At 57.5% G+C, this 17,486-nt stretch carries 13 protein-coding genes; 12 read left to right on the top strand and 1 reads right to left on the bottom strand.

Annotated elements, in window-relative coordinates; all coding sequences use genetic code 11:
* Positions 1–15 precede the first annotated feature (15 nt).
* The 7 genes from pucD (at position 16) to ABC336_RS30490 (ending at position 9,116) form a co-directional block, all read left to right on the top strand.
* Positions 16–2,307, top strand: coding sequence for a xanthine dehydrogenase subunit D (pucD, locus tag ABC336_RS30460; protein WP_413242244.1), 2,292 nt, complete (start codon positions 16–18; stop codon positions 2,305–2,307).
* Complete coding sequence (locus ABC336_RS30465) at positions 2,304–2,780, top strand: (2Fe-2S)-binding protein (RefSeq protein WP_413242245.1); 477 nt, start codon at positions 2,304–2,306, stop codon at positions 2,778–2,780. Before pucD ends, ABC336_RS30465 begins: the two co-directional genes overlap by 4 nt.
* Before the next feature lie 181 nt (positions 2,781–2,961).
* Positions 2,962–5,091, top strand: coding sequence for a GMC family oxidoreductase (locus ABC336_RS30470; protein ID WP_413242246.1), 2,130 nt, complete (start codon positions 2,962–2,964; stop codon positions 5,089–5,091).
* Positions 5,092–5,299: 208 nt separating this feature from the next.
* Positions 5,300–6,229, top strand: coding sequence for an MBL fold metallo-hydrolase (locus tag ABC336_RS30475; protein ID WP_413242247.1), 930 nt, complete (start codon positions 5,300–5,302; stop codon positions 6,227–6,229).
* Positions 6,230–6,319: 90 nt separating this feature from the next.
* Entirely contained in the window at positions 6,320–7,003 is a 684-nt protein-coding gene (locus tag ABC336_RS30480) for a TVP38/TMEM64 family protein (protein WP_413242248.1), read from the top strand.
* A gap of 73 nt (positions 7,004–7,076) precedes the next feature.
* Entirely contained in the window at positions 7,077–7,493 is a 417-nt protein-coding gene (locus tag ABC336_RS30485; protein ID WP_413242249.1) for an Rrf2 family transcriptional regulator, read from the top strand.
* Positions 7,494–7,784: 291 nt separating this feature from the next.
* Positions 7,785–9,116 (top strand): hemolysin family protein, encoded by a 1,332-nt coding sequence (locus ABC336_RS30490; RefSeq protein ID WP_413242250.1) that lies wholly within the window; start codon positions 7,785–7,787, stop codon positions 9,114–9,116.
* Positions 9,117–9,159: 43 nt separating this feature from the next.
* Here ABC336_RS30490 and desA read toward each other — a convergent pair whose 3' ends face one another.
* The gene (gene desA, locus ABC336_RS30495; RefSeq protein WP_413242251.1) at positions 9,160–10,143 is read right to left on the bottom strand and encodes a Delta(5) desaturase DesA; all 984 of its coding nucleotides are present in this window, start codon (positions 10,141–10,143) and stop codon (positions 9,160–9,162) included.
* A 356-nt stretch (positions 10,144–10,499) separates the two neighbouring features.
* Between desA and ABC336_RS30500 the strand changes: the two genes are divergently transcribed.
* From ABC336_RS30500 to ABC336_RS30520, 5 genes are all read left to right on the top strand, one after another.
* A complete protein-coding gene (locus ABC336_RS30500; RefSeq protein WP_413242252.1) occupies positions 10,500–11,864 on the top strand; it encodes a cytochrome ubiquinol oxidase subunit I in 1,365 nt (454 codons plus the stop codon).
* The gene (locus ABC336_RS30505; protein ID WP_413242253.1) at positions 11,861–12,877 is read left to right on the top strand and encodes a cytochrome d ubiquinol oxidase subunit II; all 1,017 of its coding nucleotides are present in this window, start codon (positions 11,861–11,863) and stop codon (positions 12,875–12,877) included. Before ABC336_RS30500 ends, ABC336_RS30505 begins: the two co-directional genes overlap by 4 nt.
* A gap of 40 nt (positions 12,878–12,917) precedes the next feature.
* A complete protein-coding gene (cydD, locus tag ABC336_RS30510) occupies positions 12,918–14,693 on the top strand; it encodes a thiol reductant ABC exporter subunit CydD (RefSeq protein WP_413242254.1) in 1,776 nt (591 codons plus the stop codon).
* Entirely contained in the window at positions 14,690–16,411 is a 1,722-nt protein-coding gene (cydC, locus tag ABC336_RS30515) for a thiol reductant ABC exporter subunit CydC (protein WP_413242255.1), read from the top strand. Before cydD ends, cydC begins: the two co-directional genes overlap by 4 nt.
* 153 nt (positions 16,412–16,564) lie before the next feature.
* Positions 16,565–17,413: a copper amine oxidase N-terminal domain-containing protein gene (locus ABC336_RS30520; RefSeq protein ID WP_413242256.1), complete on the top strand. Its 849-nt coding sequence runs from the start codon at positions 16,565–16,567 to the stop codon at positions 17,411–17,413.
* The last annotated feature ends 73 nt before the right edge of the window (positions 17,414–17,486 follow it).

Consider the following 17,486-nt stretch of genomic DNA (forward strand, 5'->3'; position numbering starts at 1 on the left):
AAGGAAGTGGGGAGGATGCTGCTGGATCGGACAACAGCAGGCAGACGGTGGCATCTCCGGCCAGACGGGCCGGGCAAAGTAACGGGCAGCCTGAAATATCTGACCGACCTGGAGCTGCTGGGCATGCTCTATGGCAAAGTATTGCGCAGCGCCCACCCGCATGCCCGTCTGCTGGCGGTGCGGACTGAGGTAGCAGAGAAGCTCCCAGGCGTGCATGCCGTAATCACTCACCGGCATGTACCGGGTATGAATCGCTTCGGTATCGTCGTCCCGGATCAGCCGGTCCTGTGCGAGGACCGCGTCCGCTATGTAGGAGATGCGATCGCAGCGGTCGCTGCCGAGACGCCGGAGCTGGCCGACTATGCCCTCTCCCTGATCGAAGTCGAGTATGAACCGCTGCCGGTTATCGACTCGCCCGAAGCCGCGCTGCAGGCGGATGCCGTACTGCTGCATCCCGGAAGCAACGTGCTGCATCGCACAGCGTACGAACGGGGCGACGTTGAGCAGGCTTTTGCACAGTGCGCTCATGTGGTGGAGGAGAGCTACCGCACACCGCGCCAGATGCATGGTTATATGGAGACGGAAGGCGGCTTGTTCGCCTTCGGAGAAGACGGTCGGCTCACCGTACAGGCAGCGACACAACACGGCTATAAAGACCGGATGCAGCTCGCGCGTATTCTGGCGATCCCCGAGGAGCGGATCCGCATCATCTCGAGTCCGATCGGCGGATCGTTCGGCGGCAAGGATGAATTGAATATCCAGCCTTACGGTGCGCTGCTGGCGCTGCACGCAGGGAGGCCGGTCAAGCTGCACAATACGCGGCGCGAATCCGTTCGCGCCGGCTTGAAGCGTCATCCGATGCAGGTGACGATGAAGACAGGGATCGACGAGAACGGACGGCTGCTGGCTCACCAGGTGCGCATCGTGGCCGATACCGGGGCTTACGCGACGCTAGGCGGGCCGGTCCTGAACTTTGCAACGGAGCATGCGCTCGGTCCGTATCGGATCCCTCATGTTCAGGTGGAGGGGTTGTCTGTCTATACGAACAATGGCGTCTCCGGGGAGTTCCGCGGCTTCGGCGGCAATCAGGTCATCTTCGCGCTCGAAGGCCAGCTGGACCGTCTGTCAGAAGAGGCAGGATTGGCGCCATGGGAGCTGCGCAGGCTCAATCTGCGCCACGAGGACGATCCGGGGCCGCTGGGCAACCGGATCGTCCGCAATAATGGCGCTGAGCAGGTGTGGCAGTCGGTCCAGCGCTCCGGCCTGTGGCAGCGAGAACATGAGCCGCTGTCAACGGGCGACACGCCATGGCTCCGCCGGGGAGTCGGAGCGGCATTGGCGATGCATGGCTCCGGTCTCGGCTACGGCATCCCCGATCCGGGCGGCGGCCGGCTCGGATTGAACCGCCAGGGCAAGCTCGAGGCTGCCTTCAGCTTCGAGGAGTTCGGCCAAGGCATCACGGCTACGCTGGAGCTGATGCTCATAGAGCGGTTCGGCTGCAGCGCCAGTGATGTCCATATCATAATCGGCGATACGGACAAGGCGCCCCATACCGGCTCCAGCACGGCTTCCCGATCGACGACGGTCGCGCATCTGGCGCTAAGGGAGCTGCAGCCGAAGCTGTCCGGGGCGCTGCTTGCCGCTGCGTCCGCAGCCAGCGGATACCCGATCCACCGGCTGGCGACCGGCCCGGGCGGCATCTGGCTGCATGGAGAGGAAGCCGGGACCAGCTGCGTCATCTCTTATGCGGAGCTGGCCCGCAGGGGAACAGACGGGCTGCAATTCACAGCCGCGTTCGAATTTCCTCTCACGCCAGATCCGGTGACCGGTGCGCATTATCTGTATACCTGCACGGCAGCGGTGGCTGCTGTCGAGGTGAATACGCTGACGGGCGAGGTTCGCGTCACCGATCAGTACCATGCCGTAGCTGCCGGACCGGTTGCCAATCCGATGGGCTATATCGGTCAGATCGAAGGCGGGTCTGCGATGGCGCTAGGTTTCACGCTCATGGAGGACGCGGTGATGGAGAAGGGCAGATATATGACACAGAACCTCGATACGTACCTCCTCCCGACGGTGCAGGATGCGCAGAGTCCCGTACAGATCGATGCGATCGAGGAGCTGCCGTCTGACGACCCTTATGGGCCGCGAGGGATCGGCGAGGTCGGCTCCGTAGCGCTGGCTCCGGCGATTGCCGCTGCCATCCATGCGGCGACCGGACGGCGTATCAGCAGTCTGCCGATTAGACGGGAGGAGCTGCTGGAGCGATTCACAGCCGGTGAGATGGAGAAGGGGGGAGCAGGATGAGCCCGTATGTGTGGAAAGCCACGGTGAACGGCACAGCAGTAGAGCTGCAGACGCAACCAGCGCAGCGGCTGCTGACGATGCTGCGCGACGAGCTGGGACTGACAGGCACCAAGGTGTCCTGCGAGCTGGGGCGCTGCGGCGCTTGTATGGTGCTGATGGACGGCAAGCTGGTCAACGCGTGTCTGATGATGGCATACCAGAGCTCGGGCTGTGTGATCACGACGATCGAAGGGCTGGCGGGAGAAGAGCTTCATCCGATCCAACAGGCGTTCTTAGCAGAAGGCGGCTTCCAATGCGGATATTGCACGCCCGGGATGATCCTCGCCGTCAAAGCGCTGCTGGATGATTATGCTTCGCCGACGAGCCGGCAGATCGGCGAGGCATTGGCCGGCAACCTGTGCCGCTGCACCGGGTATGGCGGCATCCTCCGTGCGGTGCAGCGCTGCTGCAGGACGACGGAGGCTGCCGACTAAGTGGTGACGCTGTGCAGATCGGTACACCGACCGGAGCCGATGCGCATGCTTAGAAGAAATGCCTGCCACTTGTGCGAAGAAAAAGGATTTGGCTTCCGGGAGCCGAAATAGTTAGCATGCGTACCGCCCGGTTGGAATGTAGCGTCGAGACATAACTATAGAGCACAGGATGGTGCATGACATGACAGCTGAAGCAGTTCAATTTGTACAACAAAACCAAGTCGTTATGAAAGCGATTGCGGACCGTATCGTGCCTAAAGACGAATGGCCATCAGCAAGCGAGCTGGGAGCACTGTCCTATCTCAGCCGTCACGCTGAAGAACAACCAGACATCTGGACAACGTGGATCATCCCCGGTGTCGAAGCGCTCTGTGCGGATGCGCTGGACAGGCACGGCGGGCCCTTCCACCAACTGACGGCAGAGGAGCAGGACATGCTGCTGCAGGAGATGCAGCTTGACGGTCGAAGAGCTTGGCCGATCTCTTCCCGGCGTTTCTTGGAAACGTTGACGAGTATAGTCATCGAAGGCTACTATGGCAGTCCCGAAAGTGGAGGCAATGCAGACGCCAAGTCATGGGAGATGATCGGTTTCCGTCCGGGACCCGTGCCAGGGTCGCCTGCAGAGACAAAAGAGACCGGGCTGACGACCGTGACGATGGGTCAGCTGCGGGATACGTATGATGCCATCGTCATCGGGGCTGGTGCGGGCGGCTCTGTGGCGGCGGCGGAGCTCTCGGAAGCCGGTCTGCGCGTGCTGGTCGTGGAACGGGGGAGCTGGCTCCGGTATGATCAGATCGGCTCGGATCATCTGCGCAACCACCGCCTCAGCAAATACGGTCACAATACAGGGCCGCATATTGACGGGCATCCCCGCACGTTCATATCCTCGCAAGGGGAAGAGCGGGTGACACTCCCCTTCGAGGGAGATTATCATAACAATGCCATGACGGTCGGCGGAGGAACCCGCGTGTACGGGGCGCAGGCCTGGCGCTTTCATCCGGACGACTTCCGCATGGCCAGTCGTTACGGCGTACCCGAGGGGAGTTCGCTCTCCGACTGGCCGATCAGCTATGACGAGCTGGAACGCTTCTATGACCGGGCTGAATGGGAGATCGGCGTCTCCGGGGACGGCACTGCCCATCCCGGACGCGGCGTCAGACAGCGAGCTTATCCGATGCCTGCGCTGGCCGGCACGCTGGAGGCGGAACGCCTTGCCGCGGGGGCGGCCAAGCTGGGATGGAATGTCGGCCCGGTGCCGCTCCTCATCAACTCCGAGGCGCGAGACGGCCGGCCGGCCTGCGTGCGATGCGGACAGTGCGTAGGCTTCGCCTGTCCGAACGACAGCAAAAACGGCGGTCATAATACGATGCTGGTCCGGGCCTTGGCGACGGGCAACTGCGACCTGCTCTGCGATGTGATGGTGGAGCGCATCGATACCGAAGGCGGCTGCCGAGCTACCGGCGTCCGGCTGGTCCAGGATATGGACGGCGAGGTTCTGCGGCGAAGCGTGCGGGCGGGGCACGTCGTCGTCGCCGCCGGAGCAATCGAGAGCGCGCGGCTGCTGTTGAACTCTGCCACACCAGATGATCCGGATGGCCTTGGCAACCGCAGCGGTCAAGTGGGGCGGCATCTGCAGGGACATGTATACGCCGGCGCTTACGGTCTCTACGACGAGCCGGTGCAGGACGGCTTGGGCCCGGGCGTGAGCATCGCTACCTTCCGGTTCGAGCACAGCCCGACCAGCGGCATCATCGGCGGCGGGCTGCTCGCCAACGAGTTCACCCGGCTGCCGCTCATCCACTGGCACCGCGCTCTGGCTTCAGATGCTCCCCGCTGGGGCAAGGCAGGGAAGGAAGCCATGCGACACAGCTACCTGCGCACGAGTCAGATCCAGGGGCCGATCCAGGAGATCCCGGCACCGGACGCCCGGGTGCGTGTGTCTTCCCGAGTCAGAGACCGCTTCGGGCTGCCTGTCGTGCAGCTGTCCGGCAGCGTTCACCCGGAGTCGCTGCGCGCTGCCGCTTACCTGGCCGAGCAAGCGGAGCAGTGGCTTCTCGCCTCTGGCGCACGCCACGTATGGCGAACCCGCCCGGGCGGCGGCCTGAGCGGCGGCCAGCATCAAGCCGGGACACTGCGGATGGGAGACGATCCGGCGTCGTCGGTCACCGATCCGCTGGGCCGTGTGCACGGTTATGACAATCTGTGGGTCAGCGACGGTTCGGTCCATGTAACCAATGGTGGCGTCAATCCGGTGTTGACGATCCTGGCACTCGCATTTCGGACATCCGAGCATCTGGTCAAGCTGGGTTAAACAGACGGACAAACCTTGATAGGCGCGGCAGCCGGTCAAGGTTTTTTTCGTACCCGTACGGCTTCGTCTCAGACGCCTGGGCAAGGAAAGATGCGCGTACTCCATTGGTTTGTTACACTAAAGATAAAGATTGCCGCATGGAACAGGAACTCATACTAATCTGGCGTAAATCCGGACCGCAAAAGTAAAGGAGCGATAAAAAAACGAGATGGGAAAAAGATACGTCAATGGCGACGGTTCAGCCAATATCAAAACCTTGGCAGATTTGCGCAAGTGGCAACAGGAACGCCGATCAAAGCAAAAAGACCTGTCATACGTTGTCCCGCGTGTGGAACCGGATCTGTCACTGCTCGCCAGCAAACAAAGTCCGCCGTCCATTACCTTCATCGGGCATTCGACATTTCTCGTCCAGCTCGGTGGACTCCACATCGTTACTGACCCGGTATGGGCTGCCAGGATGGGATTCAGCGGCAGACTGTCCCCGCCAGGCGTGCCGATCGAATCGCTGCCGCTGATCGATGTCGTCGTGCTCTCGCACGCGCATTACGACCATCTCCATCTGGCCAGCCTCCGCAGGCTGCCCGGCAACCCTGTGCTGCTGGTCCCGGAAGGGCTGGGCAGCTGGATGAGACGCAAAGGATTCAGGCATGTACATGAGCTCTCTTGGTGGTCGGAGCATCGGATCGGCGAAGTAACCTTTGGCTTCGTCCCGGCCAAGCATTGGACGCGCAGGACACCATGGGACACCAATTCGTCGCATTGGGGCGGATGGGTTATACGCTTTGGCTCGGAATGCCTTTATTTCGCAGGGGACAGCGGCTATGACCCGTTATTTGCAGAGATCGGGAAGCGGTATCCCGACATCTCCGTGGCCTTGCTTCCGATCGGTGCCTATGAGCCCGAATGGTTCATGCGGGATGCCCATATGACGCCAGAGGAAGCTGTACAGACCTTCCTGGATGTCGGTGCCCGGACCTTCGTGCCGATGCATTACGATGCGTTCCGCCTCGCCGACGATACGCCAAAGGAAGCGCTGGACCGGCTGCTTGCCGAGTGGCAGCGCCGCGAGCTGCCGATGGAGCAACTATGGACGATGGAGCTCGGCAGGAGCAGGCTCTGGCCAGCAACGGACTTTTGAACAACATCTAAAAGACTGTCAACGAAAGGGGAGGGTGCTCTGCTGCTTGCAGCAGTTTGTACCCCTGACCCCAGAGAGGACTTGAGCTTGATGCGTAAGTTCTTAACCGTGCCCAATGGGCTAAGATTCATCCTTTTTACGTTTGTAATATTGATTCTTGTCATGTCCTGGGATGCCTTTCAATCCATGGACATCGAAGCCTGGCTCCTGCTGCCCCGCGACTGGTGGGTGTCGGTGAGTCTGATCCTCGGACTGTCGCTGATCAAGTCTGTGCTGTTCTTCCTGCCGATCCAACTGATCTACGTTGCCGCCGGCATCTTTTTTCCCATGAGTATCGCGCTGACACTCTGTCTGGTCGGCCTGACGATGGAGATCACGTTGACCTATTTCTTTGGCAAATGGATGGGGAAGGCGACGGTCGACAACCTGGTGTCCAAAAACGATAAATTGGGCAAATGGTTTGCTTCCTATAAGATGAATGAATTTTCTGGCATGTTTTGGGCCAGACTGGCTCCTTTTTCGGTAGAAGCCGTCAGTCTCCTGCTAGGGGCGGCGGGCGCGAAGTACAAGTCCTATATTGTCGCCTCCCTGCTCGGCTCACTGCCCAAGATCGGGATTTTCATCCTGCTCGGTTCTTTGCTGGGCCAGCCGCGGATCCTGCCTCAAGTGCTGATCTTCCTCGTCGTCCTGAGCATCTGGATCTTCATCGTGATCCGTTTGATCAGGAAGGGACGAATCGGGCTTCGCTGGAAACCCAAATCCTCGGCTGTCTGAGCATGCTGCACGGCGGAGGAGAATTGACAATAAGGCTGCAAGTAACTACAATGGTTGCATCGGCGGTGATGATATGAAACAGCTTAGCACACGTTTTTCAATGGCGATCCATACGCTCTCCCTCATCGCAAAGGGACCGGGCGACATCACAGGCGATTTCATCGCAGGAAGCGTCAACACGAATCCTGTTGTCATCCGCAGGATCATGGGCATGCTCAAGAAGGCGGGACTGGTGGACGTGCGTGCAGGAGTAGGAGGCGCTTCCCTGCTCAGGGCCCCTGAGGAGATCACGCTGTTGGATATTTACAGAGCGGTCGATATCGTGGACGACAATCGCTTGTTCGGCGTGCACAGCGGCTCGAATATCAATTGCTTGGTCGGCCGCAATATTGAGCAGGTGCTGCAGTCTGAGTTGCGTGAGGCGCAGCAAGCCCTGGAGCAGAGGCTGGCCCAGACGACGCTTGATCAGCTCATTACCCGATTTGACTAACCGCGGGGACGATAACCAATCATGATATCCCTTGGCAACTCACGAACCTGACCCCCTTTTACTCGGTCCGGTTCGTTTTATTATCCGATGGCGTTGCCGTATTATTTTGCTTCTTATAAGACTCGGTTATATAATCAAGATAATTGAGAGATGTGGAGGTGAGCTCATTGGGAAGGTGTATGTCGCATTAAGGATGATTGCTGCCCTGTCAACCGAGCGTACGAGATGGAATCCAACTTAAAACGATTCTAACATTTACGGAGGTGAATCCCTCTTGAACGAGGGAACGAATTGGACATATCCACGATCATTAATCTGAGCATTGCCGCACTTTTAATTCTTTTGACTGCTTTCTTTGTCGGGTCTGAATTCGCCGTTGTCAAAGTCCGGATGAGCCGCATCGACCAGCTCGTGTCCGAGGGCAATAAGACAGCCTTGGCGGCCAAGCGCATCGTATCCAATCTGGATTACTACCTGTCGGCTTGTCAGCTGGGGATTACAGTCACTGCACTCGGACTTGGGGCGCTCGGCAAACCTACCGTCGAGCGGTTGCTGCATCCGATCTTCGACGAATGGGGAATGGCTGCTGCGGTGAGTACGTTCATCTCCTATGCGCTTGCCATAGGGATCATGACCTTTCTTCATGTCGTGATCGGCGAGCTGGCGCCCAAGACGCTGGCGATCCAGTTCGCCGAACGGATGACACTGATCCTGTCCAGACCGCTCGTCTGGTTCGGTACGCTCCTGTTCCCGCTGATCTGGCTGTTGAATGGCTCGGCGCAGGTGCTGCTGCGGATGTTCGGCGTCAAACCGATCGGTCATGAGCAGGCTCATTCCGAGGAAGAGCTCAAGATTATTATGACGCAAAGCTATCAGAGCGGCGAGATTAATCAGACCGAGCTTGCTTATTTGCAAAATATTTTTGCATTCGATGAGCGGATCGCTAAAGACGTTATGGTGCCGCGTACACAGATAATGGTCGTCGATACCGAGATGGAGGCGCAAGAAATCTTACATCTGATCGATGAGCATCACTACACACGTTTTCCTGTTACGCAAGATCACAGTAAGGATAACATAATCGGCTTCCTGAACGCCAAGGAGCTCGTCACGAATATCGCCATCAACCGATTGGGCGACTGGCAAGAGCTGATCCATGAAATCTACGTCATCCATGAGTCGACATCGCTGCATGATGCCTTGGTCCAAATGCAGAAGAACAGAGTCCATATGGCAATTGTCATCGATGAATTCGGCGGTACGGCTGGCATCATCACGATGGAAGACATTCTCGAAGAGATCGTCGGGGAAATCCGCGATGAATTCGACGAGGACGAGAAGGAGGAGATCGCGGAGAAGGCGCCGGGCGAATATGCCATCAGCGGACGTGTGCTCCTGAAGGATCTGGAAGAAAGATTCGGTCTCTCTTTCGAGAACAGCGAGAATGTCGATACCATAGGCGGATGGCTGCAGATTCATGCCAATATTATGGATGGCCTGCCCAAGCCCGTCAATCATGGAGAGCACCGTTGGTATATAGAGGAGTCAGACCATCATCAAGTATTGGGCGTCACCTTGAAACTGAACGCCGCGGCAGCCATCGGCCCCGCAAGCGGAGAATAATTCGGAAACCGTGCGAAGGTGATTCGCACGGTTTTTTTCGAAATTAGATCTCCCGAAATCCTACAAATCGTTTGTTCTTCTCATCCCACAACCGGAAGCGCAAGGCCTGTAGACTGGACTTCAACGTAATGGTTGTCACCTTACGGAAGTCAGGTGTCTGCTCATGGGCCTGTTCCAGGTAATAATTGGGTACCCGCGGACTCAGATGATGAACGTGGTGGAAACCGATATTGCCTGTGACCCATTGCAGCAGGCGGGGAAGCTTGTAATAAGAGCTTCCATCCACAGCAGCCTTGACAAAGTCCCACTCATTCTCATTTTCAAAATAGGTGTCTTCAAACTGGTGCTGCACGTAGAACATCCAGATGCCGAGGGCGCTTGAGAGATAGAATATCGGTAGATGGACGAGGAGCAGTGCCTGCCATCCGACCGCCCAGCAGAGCAGGGCAACCAGCGCCACGATGCCCGTATTCGTCAGATATGTATTGACCCTCTCCTTGAACTTTGCCCCTTTACGATTAAAACGATTGCCCAGAAGAAAGCTGTAGAATGGTCCTAGTCCGAACATGACCAGCGGGTTGCGGTACAGCCGATAAGCAAGCCGCTGCCAAAACGTCGACTGGGTATATTCCTCTACCGTCAAGACGCGGATGTCCCCGATCCCCCGCTTGTTCAGATTGCTGCTGGTCGCATGGTGGATCGCATGGCTGTGCTGCCACCCCCGGTAAGGCGTAAACGTCAAGATGCCGGTGAGCGTGCCGATCATTTCGTTGGCGCGTCTGTTCTTGAACAGTGCATAATGGCAGCAATCGTGAAAGAGGATGAAGATGCGGATGGCGAAGCCGGCCGCTGCAACGGATAAAGCCAGCGTCAGCCAATAGGATACCTCGAGGCTTTGGTAAGCCAAAAACCACAGCAGCATAAAAGGCGGTACCGTATTCAGGATTTGGACTAAACTGCGTTTAAAGCTGGACTTTTCGAACGGAGCGACTTTTTTCTTCAGTTGTAATGTAGGATTGGCAGTCATTTTTCCTCCTATCGGGGTCTTGGAGACCCAGTAGCAAAGTGATGCTTTAATCGTAAAGGAAGGGAGGTCCGCGACCAACGGTCCCGGGTCGGCTTTATCCGTCCGCCCGCAGACCGACAGGCAGCAGGACTTAAAGCCATAATTTGTGACGGTATTGTGTCTTCAACGCGGCCGATTTTTGACAAAATCATGAATGAAGGCGAAGCTTTGTTATTATTTTCACAATGTTGTAAGAAAGATATGAACCTTTTTGGGAGCTGGGATGATTAGCGTTCATCTTCACGGGGGAATTGATTATACTAGAAGCTGTGAACATGCTGCCGTGATATATATCATACGAGAGGAGACGGCTATTAGTGGATATCGATACGGTATTATGGAGCCGATTGCTTACCGGCCTAACTCTAGCTTTTCATGTCATTTTTGCCACAGTCGGGGTTGGCGTGCCTCTCATGATTGCCATTGCCGAGTTTATGGGCATTCGCAAGAAGGACCCGCATTATACGCTCATGGCCAAACGATGGACGCGCGGATTTATCATCTCCGTGGCAGTAGGCGTAGTGACCGGTACGGCAATTGCCTTGCAGTTGTCGTTGGTCTGGCCTAATTTTATGCAGCTGGCGGGCAATGTTATCGCGCTTCCGCTATTTATGGAAGTTTTTGCGTTCTTCTTTGAAGCGATCTTCCTGGGGATCTATTTGTATACGTGGAATCGGTTCAAGAATCCTTATACCCACTGGCTGCTGACGTTCCCGATCGTCATCGGCGCAGGGATGTCAGCATTTTTCATCACGACAGTCAACGGGTTTATGAATACGCCCGAAGGCTTCGTCCTGGAGAACGGCTCCTTCTCGGCGGTCAATCCGGTTGCAGCGATGCTGAATGCGGCGACGCCGTCCAAGGTGTTCCACGTCCTTAGCTCGGCCTATATGACTGGCGCTGCTTTGCTGGCGGGGATCGCCGCCTTTATGATTCTCAAGAAGGGGATCAGTTCATACTACAAAAAGTCGCTCAATCTGATGATGGCTGTGCTGCTGGTCTTCAGCTTGCTGACAGTCGTAGCAGGAGATGTGTCCGCCAAGTTCCTGGCCAAGCACCAACCGGAGAAGCTGGCTGCCGCCGAATGGCATTTTGAGACGGAACGTGGAGCAGACCTGCTGGTATTTGGGTGGTTGAACGAAAATCAGGAGCCGACCGGCGCGATCCGCATTCCCAATGCCTTAAGCTTTCTCGGATTTGGCGATTTCAATGCGGAAGTAACGGGACTCGAGGAATTCCCGGTCGATGAATGGCCGCCGCTGCTGGTGCACTATCTTTTTGATTTGATGGTTAGTCTCGGTTTCATCATTCTGGGCATCTCGGTCTTATACTTCCTGTTCAAATTTTGGAAGAACCGAAACGAGTACAATAAATGGCTGATGCGGGGCATCCTGCTGAGTACGCCGCTCGCCTTTCTGGCGGTGGAGCTGGGATGGTTCTATGCAGAGATCGGCCGGCAGCCCTGGATTATCCGTGGATATATGCGCGTCGAGGAGGCAGCCACTTCATCGCCTAATGTGGTCCCGCTCTTCTTCGTCTTCCTTTTGCTGTACATCGTATTGGGCACCTTGTGCGTCATCGTGCTGCGGCGGCTGTTTCGGGGCAATTCAGCGGAAGCGGAGCTCGAGAGACATATGCAGGATATCGAACACCTTGCCAAAGAAGAGGGTGAGCGGGCATGATCAGTTACGAGTTGATTGGCATCAGCGTGTTATGGATCTTTTTGTACGGGTATCTCATTGTCGCTTCAGTTGACTTCGGGGCGGGCTTCTTCGCTTACTATGCCCGGGTGACGAAGCAGGATCACCTGATCAATCGCTTGATCTCGAGATATTTGTCTCCGGTATGGGAGATTACGAATGTATTTTTCGTCTTCTTCTTCGTCGGCATCGTCGGCTTCTTCCCGGATACGGCTTATTATTACGGCTCGGCACTGCTGATCCCCGGAAGCATCGCGATCGTCCTGCTGGCGATCCGGGGTTCGTTTTATGCGTTCGAGAATTACGGCTCCAAGGACAATACATTGTACCTGTTCCTGTATGGAGCAACAGGGCTGCTGATCCCGGCCTCGCTGTCGGTTGCGCTGACCCTGTCCGAAGGCGGGTTTATCGTCGAGGAGAACGGCCGGGTCGCACTGGAGTACTTGACGCTGTTTACGAGTCCGCTGTCGTGGAGCATCGTCGGCCTGGCGATTGTCTCGGTCTTGTTTATCAGTGCGACATTTTTGACCTTCTACGCCTCCCGGGCGGATGACCAGCCGGCCCTGAAACTTCTGCGTTCGTACGCGATGTTTTGGAGCACGCCGACGATCATCGCCGGATTGACTACCTTTATCTATCTCAGCCAGCACAATGAACGCCACTTCCAGAACATGATGGAGCTGTGGTGGCTGCTCGGGCTGTCCGTCGCTTTCTTCATGCTGGCGATGTGGCTGCTCTATACCGGCAGGCGTTACGGCTTAGCTTTTATCAGCGTGATGCTGCAGTTCTTCTGTGCTTTTTTTGCTTACGGTATCGGGCATTACCCTTATATTCTAGATCCTTATATCACAATCCAGGAGGGCGCTACTCCCGAGGCGATGGGGATCGCGCTGGTTGTCGCATTTATCGGCGGACTGTGCTTGTTGATCCCGTCACTGGGTCTCGTATTTAAGCTGTTCCTTTTCGATGCGGATTATGTTAAAGGCAAAAAATAGACTCAGGTAAGTCAGTTGAAGCAAAAGGAGGGGAGAGCGAATGAAGAAAAGAGCCCGTAGAACCGGTCTATTGTCTGCCCAGCTGGCTTCAGAACGCCGTTCCCTCCTCCTGCTGGGGCTCTGCTCGCTGATCATCGGTACCGCGATCGTCACCCAGGCTGGATTCATCGCCGCGATCGTAGACCGGATTTTCCTGCAGGAAGCAGCCTGGAGCACCGTAACCTTCATGCTCGGCGTCCTGCTCGCCGTCATTCTCCTACGCGCGATAGGTACGTACAGCAACGGTCGGATCGGCCTCTCGCTGGCGGCTCGCGCCAAGACTGCGATCCGCCAAAGGGTGATCCGCAAGCTGGCCCATGAGTCGGTGCCGGCATCGCTAAGCGGTCAGACCGGGGGCAAAGTAAGTATCGTCATGGATGCGGTCGACGAGGCCGACAGCTACTTCAGCCAGTATATCCCGCGAATGGCGGAGAGCGCCGTTATCCCGCTGCTGCTTCTGATCGTCGTCTTTACCCAGCATTGGCATTCCGGGCTGATCATGCTGCTGACCGCGCCGTTTATTCCGGTCTTCATGATCCTCGTCGGTCTTCGGACGAAGAAGAAGTCGGAGGAGAAGTATGCCCAGCTAGCCGAATTCAGCGGCGCCTTCCTCGATGCGCTTCAAGGGCTGGTGACGCTCAAGCTGTTCGGCCGGGTACGCAAGCAGGAGGAGGAGATCGAGCGCAGCAGTCTCGGCTTCCGGGACGCGACGATGGGCATCCTGCGGATCGCCTTCACCAATACGTTTATGATGGAACTGATCGTCATGCTCAGCATCGGCCTGGTGGCGCTTGATCTGGCTTTTCAGATGCTGATCTACAAGTCGCTGCCTTTCGGTACAGCTTTCTTCATCCTGCTGCTGGTGCCGGAGTTCTACAGTGCCATCAAAAATATGGGGACGGCCTTCCACAGCGGCCGCACGAGTATGGGGGCAGTCAAGAAGGTCGAGGCGCTGGTGGAGGGCGAAGCCGTTGCTGCACAGCAGGCTGCGCCTGCAGAAGGTATGGAGCGCAGACAGCTAACATTAGAATCGCTGCCGCCTTCCATTGAACTGAAAGATCTCAAGTTCCAGTATGGGCCGGAAGGGTTCCAGCTGGATGCCGGGACGGTATCGATCGGCCAAGGCGAGCATATCGCGATCGTCGGTGCCAGCGGGTCGGGCAAAACAACGCTGCTGCATCTGATCGCTGGACTGCTGCGGCCTACCTCGGGTGAGGTAAGGATAGAAGGCGATGCTCTAACGGCGTACGACGAGGCGGACTGGTTCAGACAGGTCAGCTATATTACCCAGCACCCGTACATCTTCTCCGGTACGGTCGCCGAGAACATCGCGATCGGCGCGCATCTGGAGACTGAGCGCGCGGAGATTGAGCAAGCAGCCGAAGCCGCAGGGTTGTCCGGGCTGATCGACGAGCTGGAGCAGGGCCTGGACACGGTCGTCGGCGAGGGCGGGCGCGGCTTGTCCGGCGGCGAGAAGCAGCGGCTTGCCCTGGCCAGGGCGTTCCTCAAGCGGCCGTCTGTCCTGCTGTTCGACGAGCCAACCGTAGGGCTCGACCTGCACACGGAGCGTGTGCTCCAGCGCTCGATCGCAGAGCTGTCCAGAGAGGCGACGATGATTACGGTCGCTCATCGGCTGCACACGATCCGGTCCGCCGACCGTATCCTCTTCATGGAGCGGGGCCGGCTGCTTGGAAGCGGTACTCACGATGAGCTGCTCAGCAGTCTGCCGCAGTATGCAGAGATGGTTGATCTACAGCGGGGAGGTGGTGTGCGATGAGCGAATGGACTGTGATGGCCAAGGCGATGCTGCAGGAGCGCAAGGATATCGCGATTGCTATCGCCTGCGGATTCGTCGCCGGCATCGGCGGCGTGGGATTGTTCGCGGCCAGCGGCTATATGATCTCGCAAGCGGCATTCGCACCACCGCTCTACACGCTGATCGTGCTGACCTCCCTGGTCAAGATCCTCGGGTTGATCCGTGCCGCCGCCCGTTACGGCGAGCGATTGTTCTCGCACCGGGCGACGTTTACGATGCTGAGCCGCCTGCGGGTTTCGTTCTTTGCCCGACTGGCGCCGCTGACGCCCAAGATCTTCGGCCGGCAGCGCAGCGGCGATCTGCTCGCGCGGATCGTCGGGGATGTAGAGAGCCTGCAGCATTACTTCCTGCGGGTCGCGTATCCGCCAGTGATCCTGGTGATGGTGTTCCTGGCGACCATCGTCTTCACCTCGGCCTTTTCCTTGGGGATCGCCGGGTTGTTCGTACTGGCGATGCTGGTCGCTGCTGTTGTTGTGCCATACCTGGTCATGCTGAGTCAGCGCAAGGTGTATCGGGAGGTCCGGCAGCAGCGGGCGGCGCTCTCCACCGATGTAACCGAGATGCTCTTCGGCTTCCGCGATCTCAAGGTCTATGGACAGCTGGAGGCGCACGAGCGTCGTCTGCATGAGAGCTCTGCGGAGCTCTCGGACAGCCAACGGGCCGCAGCGGGCAATCTCCTGCTGGGCCAATCGCTGCACGGCTTCCTAACTCATGTCGTCTCGTGGGCGGTCCTCGGCACAGGCGCCTACCTGATCGCTACGGGTTCGCTGGCCGGGGTGTTCCTGGCGATGCTGGTGCTGGTCGCACAGACCGTATTTGAAGAAGCGGCCGGTATGGCCAGTCTGCCGGCCTACAAGCTGGACAGCGAGCATGCGGCGCAGCGGCTGGAGGAGACCGTGGGCGATACGGATGGCAGGCCGGCGCAGCCGGGCGGCAAGCTGCCGGCGGACGAAGCGGTATCGCTTGCTCTGCGGCAGGTGACCTACCGGCATGCCGATGAATGGCGGCCGGCGCTCCAGGATGTCGAGCTCTCGTGTCCTGCTGGCTCGAAGACCGCCATTGTCGGCCCCAGCGGAGCCGGCAAGACGACGATCCTCGAGCTGCTGCTCAAGCTGCATAGTCCGACGCACGGGGAGGTTCGCTTGCATGACACGCCAGCGGAACAGCTGGATGAGGTGAGCATCTGGCAGCACGCCAATGTCGTGCTGCAGCACAACCATTTCTTCCGCGGCACGATCCGCGACAATCTGCTGCTCGGCGCAGAACAGCACCCCGACGTAGAGCTTGCAGAAGCGCTTGGCCGGGTCAGGCTGGCAGACATGGCGTTGGATGACCCTGTGTATGAAAAAGGTGAAAACCTCTCGGACGGTGAGAAACAGAGGCTTGCTTTGGCGCGGGCGATGCTGAAAGGCGGACGTTTGTGGCTGCTCGACGAGCCAACCTCTTCTCTGGACGCTGTGACGGAAGAGTACGTCATCCGCGAGCTGCTGGAGCTGGCGCACGAGGACACGCTCGTCTGGATCCGCCACCAGTTGACCGGACTGGAGCAGATGGACCAGATTATCGTGCTGGAGCAGGGCCGCGTGATCGAGTCTGGCACCTATGATGAGCTGATGGCGAGGCAAGGCTACTTCTATGAGATGAAGCAGATCGAGCTGGAGGTAGTTGGGGGCGGTTAATATGACTGGACGCTGGTCGTGAACTGGACCAAAGTCTGTCTTCCGTATTTACGGAGGATGGGCTTTTTTCTGTACATGGCAACCAATAAAGGACGGCTTGCGTCTAATACAGTGTGTAAGCCTATATTTTCTTTGCAAAAGGAGTCATTTATCATGAAAAAACCTGTGATTGGATTTGTCATTGCCACGTCCGTACTATTCTCCACTGCTTCGGTTGATGCTGCGGTAGAGCAGATTCGCATCGATGGCGTCGCCGTAGAAGCGGAAGTGAAGCCTGTGGTAAAGGATAATCGTGTCATGGTGCCTCTGCGCGTCGTTAGCGAAAACCTCGGCGCCACCGTCGACTGGACTTCCTCACGAGTCGTACTGACCCGAAGCGATCTGCAGCTGACTTTGTCCCTGAGTGACGGTGAGGTACATAAAAATGGGGAGCGGTTGGCCGCAGACGTCAAACCGTATCTGCAAAACGACCGGCTGCTGGTGCCGCTGCGCCTGATTGCCGAAGCCTTCGGCGCACAAGTCGATTACCGCGATCGGACGGTCTCCATCCATGCTGAGCCGCTGATGATCGATGGCGTGAAGATCGGTGCCGTTCTTCAGGATGCACCGATGACGATGGGCAGCGTTACACGTCAACTCAATGGACGATCGTACCATGAGGATCTATATGCGTTGTTTCATTCGAGCCTGACTGAGCCGATTACAGCACCGGAATACTATGGCAGGAACGCGCTTCTCGATAATCCGGGTTCTTACCAACAATATATCCAATATGACTTTCTGAATGCTGAAGGCAGTCCGGTTGCCGGATTTGCTTTCTATGCCTTGACCCGTGCATTTCCGGACGAAGAACTCGTTGGCCTGCCGGGTCTGCTGCTTCATGATGTCATTAATGACGAGTGGTATGAGGTCGACGACGCGTTAGACAAAGCAGTGAGGGCTCTGATCGACCGTGCAGATCATAATGGCTTCATGGGGCTCGTCAGCAACACAGTCGTGTAAGTAGGAGTTGGAAGTGCTGAGGCTGCAACGACCTAACTGCAAGTTGAGTTAATAACTCTCCTAAAGAGTCAGG

Source organism: Paenibacillus jepli, from assembly GCF_047238105.1.
Taxonomy (GTDB): Bacteria; Bacillota; Bacilli; order Paenibacillales; family Paenibacillaceae; genus Paenibacillus_D.

Bases quoted from the DNA above. Each gene is read 5' to 3' on its own strand.
- pucD (WP_413242244.1), top strand. From the start codon at position 16: ATGCTGCTGGATCGGACAACAGCAGGCAGACGGTGGCATCTCCGGCCA.
- ABC336_RS30520 (WP_413242256.1), top strand. From the start codon at position 16,565: ATGAAAAAACCTGTGATTGGATTTGTCATTGCCACGTCCGTACTATTC.
- ABC336_RS30475 (WP_413242247.1), top strand. From the start codon at position 5,300: ATGGGAAAAAGATACGTCAATGGCGACGGTTCAGCCAATATCAAAACC.
- desA (WP_413242251.1), bottom strand. From the start codon at position 10,143: ATGACTGCCAATCCTACATTACAACTGAAGAAAAAAGTCGCTCCGTTC.
- ABC336_RS30505 (WP_413242253.1), top strand. From the start codon at position 11,861: ATGATCAGTTACGAGTTGATTGGCATCAGCGTGTTATGGATCTTTTTG.
- ABC336_RS30485 (WP_413242249.1), top strand. From the start codon at position 7,077: ATGAAACAGCTTAGCACACGTTTTTCAATGGCGATCCATACGCTCTCC.
- ABC336_RS30470 (WP_413242246.1), top strand. From the start codon at position 2,962: ATGACAGCTGAAGCAGTTCAATTTGTACAACAAAACCAAGTCGTTATG.
- ABC336_RS30465 (WP_413242245.1), top strand. From the start codon at position 2,304: ATGAGCCCGTATGTGTGGAAAGCCACGGTGAACGGCACAGCAGTAGAG.
- cydD (WP_413242254.1), top strand. From the start codon at position 12,918: ATGAAGAAAAGAGCCCGTAGAACCGGTCTATTGTCTGCCCAGCTGGCT.
- ABC336_RS30480 (WP_413242248.1), top strand. From the start codon at position 6,320: ATGCGTAAGTTCTTAACCGTGCCCAATGGGCTAAGATTCATCCTTTTT.
- cydC (WP_413242255.1), top strand. From the start codon at position 14,690: ATGAGCGAATGGACTGTGATGGCCAAGGCGATGCTGCAGGAGCGCAAG.